The sequence below is a fragment of the Pseudomonas sp. MWU13-2862 genome (assembly GCF_023242495.1).
Classification (GTDB): Bacteria; Pseudomonadota; Gammaproteobacteria; order Pseudomonadales; family Pseudomonadaceae; genus Aquipseudomonas; species Aquipseudomonas gingeri_D.
Genome location: NZ_JALMEZ010000010.1, coordinates 205,373 through 219,241, shown reverse-complemented (window position 1 = coordinate 219,241; position 13,869 = coordinate 205,373). Strand labels below are relative to the sequence as shown.

Annotated in this window: 11 protein-coding genes; 5 read left to right on the top strand and 6 right to left on the bottom strand. The window is 60.5% G+C overall.

Annotation, left to right across the window (positions count from 1 at the left end; genetic code table 11):
* The first annotated feature begins 28 nt into the window (after window positions 1–28).
* The 5 genes from M5C56_RS19430 to M5C56_RS19410 are packed head-to-tail and all read left to right on the top strand — an operon-like array spanning window position 29 to window position 8,276.
* Entirely contained in the window at window positions 29–1,594 is a 1,566-nt protein-coding gene (locus M5C56_RS19430; RefSeq protein WP_247263263.1) for a hypothetical protein, read from the top strand.
* A 51-nt stretch (window positions 1,595–1,645) separates the two neighbouring features.
* A complete protein-coding gene (locus M5C56_RS19425; protein ID WP_247263264.1) occupies window positions 1,646–3,271 on the top strand; it encodes a hypothetical protein in 1,626 nt (541 codons plus the stop codon).
* 17 nt (window positions 3,272–3,288) lie between these two features.
* The gene (locus tag M5C56_RS19420) at window positions 3,289–4,899 is read left to right on the top strand and encodes a hypothetical protein (protein ID WP_247263265.1); all 1,611 of its coding nucleotides are present in this window, start codon (window positions 3,289–3,291) and stop codon (window positions 4,897–4,899) included.
* On the top strand, window positions 4,896–6,533 hold the full coding sequence (locus M5C56_RS19415) for a hypothetical protein (RefSeq protein ID WP_247263266.1): 1,638 nt from the start codon (window positions 4,896–4,898) through the stop codon (window positions 6,531–6,533). Before M5C56_RS19420 ends, M5C56_RS19415 begins: the two co-directional genes overlap by 4 nt.
* Before the next feature lie 39 nt (window positions 6,534–6,572).
* Window positions 6,573–8,276, top strand: coding sequence for a hypothetical protein (locus tag M5C56_RS19410; protein WP_247263267.1), 1,704 nt, complete (start codon window positions 6,573–6,575; stop codon window positions 8,274–8,276).
* 33 nt (window positions 8,277–8,309) lie between these two features.
* On the opposite strand, the gene M5C56_RS19405 is transcribed toward M5C56_RS19410, so the two are convergent.
* From M5C56_RS19405 to M5C56_RS19380, 6 genes are all read right to left on the bottom strand, one after another.
* Window positions 8,310–9,248 (bottom strand): halovibrin HvnA, encoded by a 939-nt coding sequence (locus M5C56_RS19405; protein ID WP_247263268.1) that lies wholly within the window; start codon window positions 9,246–9,248, stop codon window positions 8,310–8,312.
* Between the two features lie 428 nt (window positions 9,249–9,676).
* The gene (locus M5C56_RS19400; protein WP_103499154.1) at window positions 9,677–10,330 is read right to left on the bottom strand and encodes an HAD family hydrolase; all 654 of its coding nucleotides are present in this window, start codon (window positions 10,328–10,330) and stop codon (window positions 9,677–9,679) included.
* A gap of 34 nt (window positions 10,331–10,364) precedes the next feature.
* Complete coding sequence (locus tag M5C56_RS19395) at window positions 10,365–11,354, bottom strand: ABC transporter ATP-binding protein (protein ID WP_103499153.1); 990 nt, start codon at window positions 11,352–11,354, stop codon at window positions 10,365–10,367.
* Window positions 11,351–12,151: an ABC transporter permease gene (locus tag M5C56_RS19390; protein ID WP_103499152.1), complete on the bottom strand. Its 801-nt coding sequence runs from the start codon at window positions 12,149–12,151 to the stop codon at window positions 11,351–11,353. Before M5C56_RS19390 ends, M5C56_RS19395 begins: the two co-directional genes overlap by 4 nt.
* The gene (locus tag M5C56_RS19385) at window positions 12,138–13,001 is read right to left on the bottom strand and encodes an ABC transporter permease subunit (protein ID WP_177100406.1); all 864 of its coding nucleotides are present in this window, start codon (window positions 12,999–13,001) and stop codon (window positions 12,138–12,140) included. The genes M5C56_RS19390 and M5C56_RS19385 overlap by 14 nt, the downstream gene beginning before the upstream one ends.
* Window positions 12,980–13,786: an alkaline phosphatase family protein gene (locus M5C56_RS19380; RefSeq protein ID WP_103499150.1), complete on the bottom strand. Its 807-nt coding sequence runs from the start codon at window positions 13,784–13,786 to the stop codon at window positions 12,980–12,982. The genes M5C56_RS19385 and M5C56_RS19380 overlap by 22 nt, the downstream gene beginning before the upstream one ends.
* Window positions 13,787–13,869 lie beyond the last annotated feature (83 nt).

Genomic DNA, 13,869 nt, shown 5'->3' with positions numbered 1-13,869 from the left:
TCAAAGCAGCCTGTTGAGAGGCTCAGTCATGAAGATCTTTCTTGTGTTATCCAAGATCCTGTTCCTGGCGTTGACCCTGCTCGTGTTGGCGGCTCAAGCCGCGACCGGGCCGGAAGTGGCTCAACTACTCAATACCCGCTATCGCAATACGCCGGCCGATTGCCCGGGCAATCATGCGGCGTATTTCTGCAGCGGCGTGCTGGTCAGCGATTTGGCCGCAGGCTACACCCTGACGTTCTGGGAGCACACGGAGACCGCGAAAACCCTGGGCGCGCGCAGTTTCTCCTACTTGCGCAGCGACCTGGGTACCCGCACCCTGACGCAGAATGGCGGCATGGTGTTCAGCGACCCGTTCACGGCCATCAGCCAGGGCAAGACGGTGGATGTGCGCTGTGCCTATCCGCTGATGGCGAATATTGTTCAAGGCCCGTACGGTTGTGGGATCGGAGGGACTGAGACGGATCCGGCTTCGTGTCCGGCGCAGGGGGTGAGCGATGCGCCGGGCTGGTTGGTGAACTTCCAGCAGCAAGGCCAGGATCCCTTGCGGCAATGCTCGCTGAGCGGCCTGGTCGCGACGCAGTTCCGCGCCAGCCTCCTGGCCCATGAGCAACTGGGCGGCAGTTGGCTGACCCAGCCGAATAAACTGATGGTCAGGAACTGGGATGAGCGGGCCCCGGCGCAGGTGCCCGTGCAAGCGCTGTTCTACGACGTGAACCAGAGCGGCGGCTTGCGCCTGGCCCAGCACAACCAACGGGACTACTACAGCGCCACGGGCCAATGGTTGCCGATTCTGCGTCTGAACCTGGCGGGAGCCGACGGGGCGGTGTTCGGGTTCGACCTGCAAGATCAGCTGTATGTCGGCTATGAGGTGGCGCAGCGGCTCAATGCACGGTACTTCGACACGTCGATGACCTGTCCGGGTGGGCATGCTTCTTTTTATTGCAATGGGGTGGTGATGAGAGGGACTGACGCAACCACGGCGTACAAGTCCTGGGATCCCAGTCCGATCTCGCAGAACAACAAGGGGGTTTCCACGAGCTATCTCAGGGTCGATGCTCATGTTCTGAAGCCGGTCTGGCGCCAGGGATTTCTCTTCAAGGAATGGGCCGCGCCGGCGGCTTATCCGCTGACCATGGGCTGTGCCTACCCCACCGATGCCGGTACGTCCAATCTGGCCGATGCCTGTTCATCCAACGGGATCTGTTCGCAAATGGGCATCGACAGCGTGGATACCTGGATGGCTCGCTATGCTGCCTATCCCTATAACACCTGTAGTTTTTCCACGACGCCAGAGCAGATCCAGCTGACTATCGATATCCGTGTGCGGCTGATGGACCCGGATTGGAATGAGTTCATGGTCAGGCCCTGGACGCCGGGTATTCCCGAAAAATTGCCGATTGACGCCATATTTTATGGCGAGGCGCTTTTTCCGGGCAACGGCCCGGTCGGTTCACGCTATCTCCAGGATGATTACTTCAAGGTGACGGGGCGGTTCTTGCCCATCGTCGAAGTGCGCCTGGATGCATCGGATGGTCAGGTATTCAGGTTCGCCCCTGATGATCAATGTCTGGAGAGCAGCTGCCCTGCTCCTTAGCCCGGGAGCTTCGCGCATTAGCTTGTGAGGCATGCTTCAAGGGAGAGCGCTATGAAACCGCGTTTCTTGTTGGGCAAGGTCCTGTCGCTGCTATTGATCCTGTTCGTGTTGACGGCCCAGGCCGCCAGCGGGCCGGAAGTGGCGCAACTACTCAATACCCGCTATCGCAATACGCCGCTCGATTGCCCGGGCGATCATGCCGCGTATTTCTGTAGCGGCGTGCTGGTCAGCGATTTGGCCGCAGGCTTGGCCGAAAAGTTCTGGGAGCATACGCCTACCGCGAAAACCCTGGGCGCGCGCAGTTTCTCCTACCTGCGTAGCGACCTGGGTATTCGTACACTGACGCAGAACGGCGGCATGGTGTTCAGCGATCCGTTCACGGCCATCAGCCAGGGCAGGACGGTGGACGTGCTCTGTGCCTATCCGCTGACGGCGAATATTCTTCAAGGCCTTTATGGCTGCGGGACCGGAGGCAGCGAGGCGGATCCGGCGTCGTGTCCGGCGCAGGGGGTGATCGATGCGCCGGGCTGGCTGGTGCACTTCCAGCAGCAAGGCCAGGATCCCCTGCGGCAATGTTCGTTGAGCAGCCGGATACCGGCACAGTTTCGCGCCAGCCTCCTGGCCCATGAGCAACTGGGCGGCAGTTGGGTGACCCAGCCGAATAAAGTCATGGTCAGGAACTGGGACGAGCGGGCCCCGGCACAGGTTCCCGTGCAGGCACTGTTCTACAACGTGGGTCAGACCGGCGGGCTGCGCGTGGCGCAGAACAACCAACGGGACTACTACAACGCCACGGGCCAATGGTTGCCGATTCTGCGGCTGAACCTGGCGGGGGCTGACGGGGCGGTGTTCGGGTTCGATCTGCAGGAGCAGTTGTATGTCGGCTATGAGGTGGCGCAGCGGCTCAATGCGCGGTATTTCGATATGGCGGCCACTTGTCCGGACGGCAGGCCGTCGTTTTATTGCAATGGCGTGATTGTGAGAGCCACCAACTCGACTTCAGCTTTTCATTCATGGAACCCCAGTGATGGCTCGATCGCCATGAATGGTGTCTCCAGCAGCTATGCACGGGCCGATGTCATGCTCAGAGAGCCGACTTTTGTTCAAGGCATACTGTTCAAGGAATTGGCGGCGCCCTCCGCCAATCCGATGACCCTGCGTTGCAGCTATCCATTCGATGGTTACACCCAGGGCGGGGGAGACGCTTGTACAAAGCGTGACACCTGTTCGAACCTGGGAGTCCTCACCGTACCGCTCTGGACCGCTCGGTATGCCAGCAATCCCTATGACTCCTGCAGTTTTGCCCCTACGACGGCGGGGACTCAACTGATGGTGGATGTCCGCAGGCACACACCGCACCCGCCATACGACTGGAACGAATTTGTCCTCCAGCCCTGGGATCAGAATATTCCTGAAAAACTGCCGGTCGATGCCTTGTTTTATAGCACCGCCTTCAACCCGGGCGATGGAGTGGCCGGCGCACGTTATATCCAGGATGACTATTTCAGAACGACAGGACGCTTCTGGCCCATTGTGCAAATGCGCCTGAATGCCACCGACCGCCAGATATTCAGGTTTATGCCCGATGACCAGTGCCTGGCCGACAGTTGTCCGCCACCGGTCCAGGCGATGGGCGCCGAGGACACGACCTCCTGGTTTCACGAGCACTGGCAATAGTCTCGAGGAGCGCAATGATGAAACGGCATCCATCGCTGTTGGGCAAGCTCCTGTTCCTGGCCTTGACCCTGTTCGTATTGACGGTCCAGGCCGCGACCGGGCCGGAAGTCGCGCAGTTGCTCAATACCCGCTATCGCAATACGCCGCTCGACTGTCCGGGCAATCATGCGGCGTATTTCTGTAGTGGCGTGCTGGTCAGCGACTTGGCCGGAGGATTTTCCCAAAAGTTCTGGGAGCATACGCCTACCGCGAAAACCCTGGGCGCGCGGGGTTTTTCCTACCTGCGTAGCGACCTGGATATTCGTACCCTGACGCAGAACGGCGGCATGGTGTTCAGCGACCCGTTCACGGCCATCAGCCAGGGCAAGGCAGTGGACGTGCTCTGTGCCTATCCGCTGACGGCGAATATTCTTCAAGGCCTGTATGGCTGCGGGACCGGAGGCAGCGAGGCGGATCCGGCGTCGTGTTCGGCCCAGGGGGTGAGCGATGCGCCGGGCTGGCTGGCGCACTTCCAGCAGCAAGGCCAGGATCCCTTGCGGCAATGCTCGCTGAGCAGCCGGGTACCGGCACAGTTTCGCGCCAGCCTCCTGGCCCATGAGCAACTGGGCGGCGGTTGGGTCACCCAGCCGAATAAGCTGATGGTCAGGAACTGGGATGAGCGGGCTCCGGGGCTGCTTCCCCTGCAAGCGCTGTTCTACGACGTGAACAAGACCGCCGGGTTGCGTGAGGCCCAGATCAATCAACGGGACTACTACACGGCCACGGGCCAATGGTTGCCGATTCTGCGCCTGAACCTGGCAGGGGCCGACAGGGCGGTGTTCGAGTTCAGCCTGCAGGACCAGCTGTATGTCGGCTATGAGGTAGCCGAGCGGCTCAATGCCCGTTATGCCGATACCTCGGCCATCTGTCCTGACGGCAGCGCGGCCTATGACTGCGACGGCGTGCTGATACGGATCACCGAGGCGTCCGCGACGTTTCATGCCTGGAACCCGAGCACGGGGTCCATCGCGCGCAATGGCATTGCATTTTCCTATGTGCGCGCCGATGTACCGCTACCCAAACTGGCCTGGGCCGGCAATCAAGGCTTGCTCATGAAGGAACTGGCCGCCCCCGCCGCTCACCCGCTGACGGTCCGTTGTGCCTTCCCCTGGGACGGCGCCACCTTCTTTCGATCGGACAGTTGCAACGAACACAGTGAGGCGCCAGGCGTGAGCAAGCCCTGCGCCGAACAGGGGATCACAACGGCCGAACAGTGGTTGAACTATTTTTACTATGACCTCACGACGAATAAACACTATGGCTGCAGTTTCAAGGGCGATGCCTCCCAGTTCGCCGTGAACAATCAAGCCCGGGCCCTGCTCACCGACGGTTGGCGAAACGAGGAACAGAACGAAGTCGTCATCGCCAATTGGGGGGCGGATATCCCGACCCAAATTCCCCTGGAGGCGTTTTTCTATGTCCTCGGGAGCGCCGGGTTACCCCATGCCGCGTTTTTCCAGAATGACTATTTCCAGGTGACGGGGCAGTTTTTACCGGTTGTTCGATTCAACCTGGCTCCGACAGCGAATGAGCCGGCGTTTTCCTATAACCCGCAAGATCAATTGGATGTGGGAGCACCCAATCCATGAGAACTCTGTCATCGGGTCGTCTGCCATTGAGCACGTTTCTGTTCCTGGTACTGAGCCTGTTTGTGTTGACGGTCCGGGCCGAAACCGGGCCGGAAGTCGCGCAGTTGCTCAATACCCGCTATCGCAATACGCCGCTCGACTGTCCGGGCAATCATGCGGCGTATTTCTGTAGCGGCGTGCTGGTCAGCGACCTGGCGGGAGGCTTGGTTGAAAAGTTCTGGGAGCACACGCCTACCGCGAAAACCCTGGGCGCGCGCAGTTTCTCCTATCTGCGCAGCGACCTGGGTATCCGCACCCTGACGCAGACCGGCGGCATGGTGTTCTTCGACCCGTTCACGGCCATCAGCCAGGGCAAGGCGGTGGACGTGCTCTGCGCTTATCCGCTGACAGCGAATATTCTTCAAGGCCTGTATGGCTGCGGGACCGGAGGCAGCGAGGCGGATCCTGCTTCGTGTCCGGCCCAGGGGGTGAGCGATGTGCCGGGCTGGCTGGCGCACTTCCAGCAGCAAGGCCAGGATCCCTTGCGGCAATGCTCGTTGAGCAGCCGGATACCGGCACAGTTTCGCGCCAGCCTCCTGGCCCATGAGCAACTGGGCGGCGGTTGGGTCACCCAGCCGAATAAGCTGATGGTCAGGAACTGGGATGAGCGGGCTCCGGCACAGGTTCCCGTGCAAGCACTGTTCTACAACCTGAACCAGAGCGCTGGGTTACGCGTGGCCGAGAACAATCAACGGGACTACTACAAGGCCACGGGCCAATGGTTGCCGATTCTGCGCCTGAACCTGGCAGGGGCCGATGGGGTGGTGTTCGAGTTCAGCCTGCAGGATCAGCTGTATGTCGGCTATGAGGTGGCCGATCGGCTCAATGCACGGTATTTCGATACGGCGGTCACTTGCCCGGATGGCCGGGCGTCGCTTTATTGCAATGGGGTGATCGTGCGGGGCACTGCGGCCACCACGCAATACCATTCATGGAATCCCAATCCGACCTCGATCACCGTTTCCACGTCCTACGTGAGGGCTGATGCGCACGTCATAAAGCCTCTCTGGCCGCAGGGGTTTCTCTTCAAAGAGCAGGGCGCTCCGACCGCCCAGCCACTGACCGTGCGCTGCGCTTATCCGATTGACGCGGGGACCACGACAGAGGATGCCTGTACGTTCAACGGGGTGTGTGAGCAGTTGGGCATCAATAGCGTGGCGACCTGGTTGGCGAGGTATGCCCACTTTGCCTACAACATCTGCAGCTTTACCACGGCGCCCGAGCAAATCCAGCTGAGCCTCGATATCCGTGGGCACCTTGATCAGGTGGCCTGGCATCAGTTCCAGGATTGGAACGAGTTCATGGTCGGCGCCTGGCCGCAGAATATTCCCGAGCAATTACCCATCGACGCCTTGTTTTACGGCAATGCGTATTACAACGGCAACGGTCCGGTCGGGGCACGTTTTATCCAGGATGATTACTTCAAGGTGACAGGTCGGTTCCTGCCCATCGTGCATCTGCGCCTGGATGCGACCGATCGTCAAATATTCAGTTTTACGCCCGACGATCAGTGTCTGGCTGACAGTTGCCCTCCACCTCCCCAGGCGCTGGGTTCCCAGGGTACGGCGTCCTGGTTTCGCGAGCATGGGCAGTAGCCGCGAGGTACGCAACGATGAAACAGCAGGAGAACCGTCATGATCGATAAAGATCCGACAACTCAAGGCGTGCTCCAGGACGATCCGATCGGCCCCCAGCCCAGGATTCTTGAGGCCGCCAACCAGGGTGAAGGTTCCGAACTGGACCTGAACACCCTGACCACCGATGCCACCTGCTGGGTGGGTACCTGGCCGAACATAGCCCCCGACCAGGATGTCTGGCTGCGCCTGAAGGGCACCAAGGCCGATGGCAGCGTCCCTTACGACCGGGCTATCTGGGCACCACCACCACGGGGGCCGCGGGTCAATCCGACCTGGATAGCCCAGGGGTATTATCACGTCGTGGCGCCTTACAGCTACCTCAAGGAGTTGAAAGACGGCAGTGAGTTGACCCTGGAGTTCAAGGTGGATTTCGACAAGACCACCAACGAATCCAAGGCCGTGACCTTCCCGCTGCGGGTCTATACCGTCAGGGCGATGAGACCGAAGATTCTTCAGGCCGCCAACAATGGCGAAGGTTCCGGGCTGTATCTGAGCACCCTGACTGCCGATGCCACCTGTTGGGTGGGTACCTGGCTGAACATCGCCCCCGACCAGGATGTCTGGCTGCGCCTGAAAGGCACCAAGGCCGATGGCAGTGTCCCTTATGACCGAGCTATCTGGGCGCCACCACCACGGGGGCCGCGGGTCAATCCGACCTGGATAGCACAGGGGTATTATCACGTCGTGGCGCCTTACAGCTACCTCAAGGAGTTGAAAGACGGCAGTGAACTCACCATGGAGTTCAAGGTGGATTTCGACAAGACCACCAATGAATCCAAGGCCATGACCTTCCCGTTACGCATCTATAACGTCAGCAGCGCGGTCTTGGAGACGCCGATCCTGACCAGCGTGAAAGACTCCAATAATGATGAGGTTCCGGAGGGGAGTACGACATTCAGCGCTACCTTTAGTCTGTCGGGCGAGGCCAACAAGGGGCTGAAAGTCGAGATTTTCGATGGCAGTGGAGCCAGCGCGGTCTCCAAGGGGCAGGTGGTCGCCGATGCAACGACAGGCATATGGGCGTGCACGATAAGCCTGAAAGGAGGGGCACATCGTCTGTACGCCAAGTCGCTTTATCACAGCGGTTCGATTTTTTCGAATGTACGCAAGTTCGTTGTTGATGAGGTATTTGAACTCCCCGAGACGCTCGACCTCAGCCAGGACGATTATGTCGCCGTGGCCGACAAGGCTCCGCCCGACGTGCCGGCTTACGCTCGACTGACGCGCGCGGCCAGCTGGGGCAGCGCGCCTTATCGCTATGACAGCAGCCACGACAACATCGCCAGTGTGAATGCCCAGTCCGGGGAAGTGACGGCCAGGGGCAACGGCCAATGCACGATCACGGCGACGGACAGCCAGGGTGAGATCCGTTCCTATGCATTGACGGTCAAGGGTATTCGGCAACTGCATTACCTGAGTTCCGGTGCCGACTGGCAGGGGATGATCCTTGTCTGCGCCGCCGCCGACCTGGACCCGGTCACACGGGCGGATATCGAGCGCCTGTGGACGCTGTACAACCCCGGCAACGGGCGTGTGGCGGAGTACCTGGGCTGGCTGAATTATCCGTTCTGGACCGGCGACACGCTGGGGGCCGGCACGGCCTGGGCCTACGACCTGAATGGCCCGTCGGTCAATGACAATGCCACGGCCTTCGGCACCGATACCTACCTGCCGGTACTGGGCATTTCACGCGATACGTAATCCGCCGTGTTAATAAGCGTCGGGTCACTTGGGCTAGGGGTTTTTCGGTGTGCCAGGAAGTACAGCCTGGTCCGCTACGTTGTAGGTAAACGTGGCGTCCTCCAAGGGTGTGCCGGGTAAGGTGAGACGAATGATGGGGACAACGATGCCCCGGGTTCGGTCATAAAATTTCTTCTGGTCGATTCGTGCATTTGCCAGCCCGGTGTCGGTATAGAAGAAGGCTTCAATCGGTAATATTCCGGGCTGAGTCTCAGGCCAGGCTTTGATGCGCAGTTCATTGTGATCGGCAAAGGCTTCAGTGGGTATCAGTGAGCGTACCCGAATGGCTTGATTGAAGGCCTGTACCGCTTCAGCGCCCAAAATATTGGCGACTATGAAGGCACAGGAGTGCGAGGTTCTATCTTGAGGGACCCCGTAATAATGGGTCACCCACTGCTCGGCAGTGATAATGTTTTGCTCCCAACACGGCGTGCTGTCAGGAAAAACATGCGGAGGGACAATGCTGTCCCTGCACCCATACTGCCCAGGCGCATCTCGATAAAACGTGGCGCCGTCGAGCGGGAAATAACAGATCACTTCAGGTTTGAATTTTTCAACGGGAGTACTGAAGTAAGGGTAGAAAATAAAGCCGTTGGCCCCACCCCAAGGGGTGCGAACGAATTTCGCATCAGCTCTCAAAAAAGAAAAAGAGACTGCGTCGGTTTTTAGTGAAAAATCGCTGTGATTCCAAGGGTCGTAATTGTTACTGGTGGTGGTGATTCGTAATATCACGCCCGAGCAGAGGAAGGCCGGGGTGCTCGGCGTTCCGCAGTTGGCGGCGGTATTGTGATAGGCCATGGTCAGGCTCCTGGCAGTCTCTTCACCACTGCGTGAATAAGCAGGGTTGAGCGAGCGGTTCGATTCCGGGAGCGAAGACAGCGTACAGCCCGCTAGCAGAAGAATAAATACCGTCATCAGGTATCGGGTTTTCATGTGTTTATCTTCTTGTGCCGGTTGAAAGGAGAGAGCACTGCGAAGTCAGAAAGGCCGTAGATGCTGGAGGTATTAACCTGCTGATAGGGGGCGGTGTCTACTGTCAGAAATGACAGGTCAAGGAGGGAAATGCGTACCATTGGTCGGATGGTCATGTCTGACAGCAGACGCAGTTTTTTATCGCGCGGGCTTGCCCTGGTGCCGTTCAGTCAAGGCAATTTGAAGTTGAACGCAGACTTGTGGCGAGCGGGCTTGCCCGCGTTGGGCTGCGAAGCGGCCCTAAAATCAGCGACTTCATTGTGTCAGGCAGAGCGCAATCACAGGTTTTGCGACTGCTTCGCAGCCGAACGCGGGCAAGCCCGCTCGCCACACGTCTTAGCCAGGCTTGACAGCGTGTTTGACTGACGGGCATTAACCCTTGCCCTGCCTCAGCTCCAGACGTGAACCGGCCACCCGGCCTTCTCCGCCTGCTCACGCAGCACCGGATCGGGATTGACCACCTGCGGGTGATCCACCTTGAGCAACAACGGCAGATCATTGCGCGAATCCGAATAGAAACTCGCGCCTTCCAGGTTCTCGCCTTCGGCATCCAGCCATTCCATCAAGCGCACGATCTTGCCTTCGCGGTAGGTTAGGGTGCCGACGGTGTGTCCGGTGTAGACGCCGTGCAGGATATCGAGGTCGATGCCCAGCACTTCGTCGATGCCGACGCGCTCGGCAATCGCCTTGACCAGGTGGATGCCCGACGCCGAGATCACCAGGATCCGGTCACCCGCCGCGCGGTGGGCGGCAATCGCCTTGCACGCATCGCTGTAGATCAAGGGCTCGATCACGTCTTCGACCCAGGGCTCGACCAGGTGGGCGATTTCTTCCGGGGTGCGCCCGGCCATCGGTTCCAGGCTGAACAGCATGTAGTCTTCCATGGCCAGTTCGCCCTTGCCGTAGGCGTCCATCAGCTCGTTGTTACGCTGCATGAACGTCTCCGGGTCGACCCAACCCAGGCGCACCATCTGCTCGCTCCAGAGGGTGGCGCAGTCGCCGTGGATCAGGGTGTCGTCCAGATCAAAAATTGCCAGGGCCATCAGTACTGCTCTCTCTTCAAACGCGCTAAGGACATCAGGCTACCTCACACAGGGCACTCGGATCGATAGACAGCGACAAACGCCGGCCTTCGGGGTGCAGGTCGGCGGCCGAGCGGTTGAGCACGTCCACCACCAGTTCCACGCCCCGGGCCTCGACCCGGTAACGAATCACGTTGCCCAGCAAGCTGTGACCGCGGATCAGGGCGTCCAGTTCACCCTCGGCACGCAGTTCGATGGCTTCCGGGCGAATGGCGATGCGGCTGTTGATCGGCCGTTGCAGCAGGCGGCTGGCCGCGTCGGCGTCGAGCAGGTTGTAGTTGCCGATAAAGCCGGCGGCAAACACGTCCACCGGTGCGGTGTAGAGGGATTCGGCGTCGCCGCTCTGGACGATCTTGCCCTGGTTCATCAGGAAGATCCGGTCACTCATGGTCAGGGCTTCTTCCTGGTCATGGGTGACGAAAATGGTGGTCAGGCCCAGTTCGCGCTGGATCGCCCGGATCTGCTCGCGCAGGTGTTTGCGAATCCGTGCATCGAGGGCCGACAGCGGCTCATCGAGCAACAGCAGGCGCGGGCGGGTGACCAGGGAGCGGGCCAGGGCCACGCGCTGGCATTGGCCGCCGGACAACTGGTGCGGGTAGCGCGCGGCGAAGTCGTGCAGTTCCACCAGCCTGAGGGCTTCCATGACGCGCTTGTGGCTGTCGTCGGCATTGACCTTCTGCATCTTCAGGCCGAAGGCGACGTTCTGTTCCACGGTCATGTTGGGGAACAACGCGTAGCTCTGGAACACCATGCCGATCGCGCGTTTCTGCGGGCTCAACGGGACGATGTCCTGGCCGTCGAGGAGGATCTTGCCGCCGTCCACCGAGGTCAGGCCGGCGATGCAACGCAGCAGGGTGGACTTGCCGCAACCGGACGGGCCGAGCAGGGTGACGAATTCACCCTTGGCGATTTCGCAGTTGATGTCGCTGAACACCGTGGTGCCGGCGTAGGTTTTTTTCAGGTTCTGGACACTGATGAAGCTCATTGGCTTTTGTCCTTGTTCAAACGGTTGGCGACCCAGGTGAGCACCAGCACGAAGAGGAAATAGGAAATCACGAGGGCGCTGGTGAAATGGCCGCTGCTGTTGCGCATGTTGTTCAGGTACACCTGCAGGGTTTCATAGCGGGTACCCACCAGGATGTTGGCGAACACGAACTCGCCGAACAGGAAGGAGAACGACAGCAGCAGCGCGACCATCAGGCCCTTGCGCAGATTCGGCAGCACCACCAGGAACGCCGCTTGCCAGGTGCTGGCACCGAGCAGGTGGGCGGCGTCCATCAGGTCGCGCAGGTTGATCGCCTGCAGGTTGTTGGTGATCGCCCGGTACATGAACGGCAAGGCCACGGTGAAGTAGCAACCGATCAGGATCCACGGCGTGCCGACCATGGCGAACGGCCCGGAACCGTAGAGCTGCAACAGGCCCACCGAGGACACCACCGGCGGCACCGCGAAGGGCAGCAGGATCAGGATGTTCATCAGCGCGTCGAGCTTGGGGAAGTGGTAGTGCACCACGAACAGCAACGGCAGGATCAGCACCACCGACAACACCAGCGAGCCGACGCAGACGATCAGCGACTGGCCGAAGGCATTGAGGAAGCGCGGGTCGCTCCACAGTTGCAGGTACCACTTGAAGGTGAAACCGGCGGGCAGGATGGTCGCCGACCAACTGCTGGCCAGGGAGTAGATCAGGGTGCCGGCCAGGGGCAGCAGCAGGATCAGGAACAGCAGGTAGACCACCCCGCGGTGGTACAGGGCGGCGGAGCCGGGTTCAGCGCGCGACATGGTAGCTCCTTTTCAACAGCCACTGGTGGATCACGGTCACGAAGGTCATCAGGCCCACCAGCACCACCGCCAGCGCACTGGCCATGTTCGGGTCGAGGCTGATGTCGCCGGAAACCATGGCGGCAATACGGATCGGCAACACGTTGAAGTTGCCGGTGGTCAGGGCATACACCGTGGCGTAGGCGCCGAGGGCGTTGGCCAGCAGGATGACGAAGGTGCCCAGCAGTGCCGGGGTCAGCACCGGCAGGCCGATATGCCGCCAGAACTGCCAGCCGTCGGCGCCGAGCAGCGCGGCGGACTCGCGCCAGTCTTCGCGCAGGGCGTCGAAGGCCGGGTAGAGCAACAGCACGCCGAGGGGAATCTGGAAGTAGGTGTAGAGAATGATCAGGCCGGTTTTCGAGTACAGGTTGAAATCCTGAATGATCCCGGCCTGTTTCAGCATGATGGTGAAGGTGCCGTTGAAGCCCAGCAGGATGATGAACGCAAAGGCCAGCGGCACGCCAGCGAAGTTGCTGGTCATGTTGGCGAATGAGTTGACGAAGTCCCGCAGGCGCGAGTCGACCCGGCGCAGGGAGTAGGCGCCGAGCACGGCGATCAGCATGCCGAACACGCTGGACCAGAAGCTGATTTCCAGGCTGTACTGGATCGCCTGCAGGTAGAACTTCGAGCTGAAGATCTTGCTGAAGTTGGCCAGGCCCCAGCCGTCGTCTTCCGACTGCACGCTGTTGATCAGCACCCACGCCAGCGGCGCGATCTCGAACACGATAAAGAACAGGGCAAAGGGCACCAGGCAGAGCACGGCGAGCCATTTGCCACGGGTGAGTGAATTCACTTCAACAACTCCCGGCATACAGGTTTGTCATGGGGGACGCCCAGCAGCTCGCAGATCGTGCCGCAGAGCTGCGTCTGTAGGGGCGTGGCGTCGGGGTTGAAACTGAAGGCATCGCCGAGGACGAACAGCGGCACTTCGCGCTCTTCGGCCAGCAGGCCGTTGTGCGAGCGGTCGTTGTTCATGCCGTGGTCGGCGGTCACCAGCACCTGGTAGCCGGCGTCGAGCCAGCCTTGCAGGTAGTCGGCGAGGATGATGTCGGCCGAACGCGCGCTGTTGCGGTATTGCGCGGTGTCGAGGCCGTGCTTGTGACCGGCGTCGTCGATGTTCATCGGGTGCACCAGCAGGAAGTTCGGCGCGTGTTGCAGGCGCAGGCTTTCGGCATCGGCGAACAGATGGGAATCGGGGTAGTGGTCGACCCAGTAGAAATGGCCGTGCTGGATCGCCAGGTTTTCATCCCGGGTGTGACGGTCACGGGCGGCGACGAAGGGCGTGCGGTTGTACAGCTCGCTGACCCAGTGATAGGCCGCCGCGGCGGTGGTCAGGCCGGCGTCGCGGGCGTAATGGAACACGCTGCGCTGGTTGGACAGGCGCGAGACGTGGTTGTGCACGATGCCGCTCCGGATCGGAGCCACACCGGTCAGAATGCATTCGTAGAGCGGTCTTGAGAGCGAGGGCAACTCGCATTCCAGTTTGTACAGCGCCGCGCGTCCTGCGCCTGCGTAAGCCTGGAGATGGCCCATGGCATGGCGGGCGACCTCATAGTTCAGGCCATCGAGCACGACCAGGATAACGTTGTGCGGCATAGACCGGGCCTCGTCATGAAGGGGAATATCAACCTCCCCCGGTAGGAGCGAGCTTGCTCGCGATGGACGTCAACGATAACGCG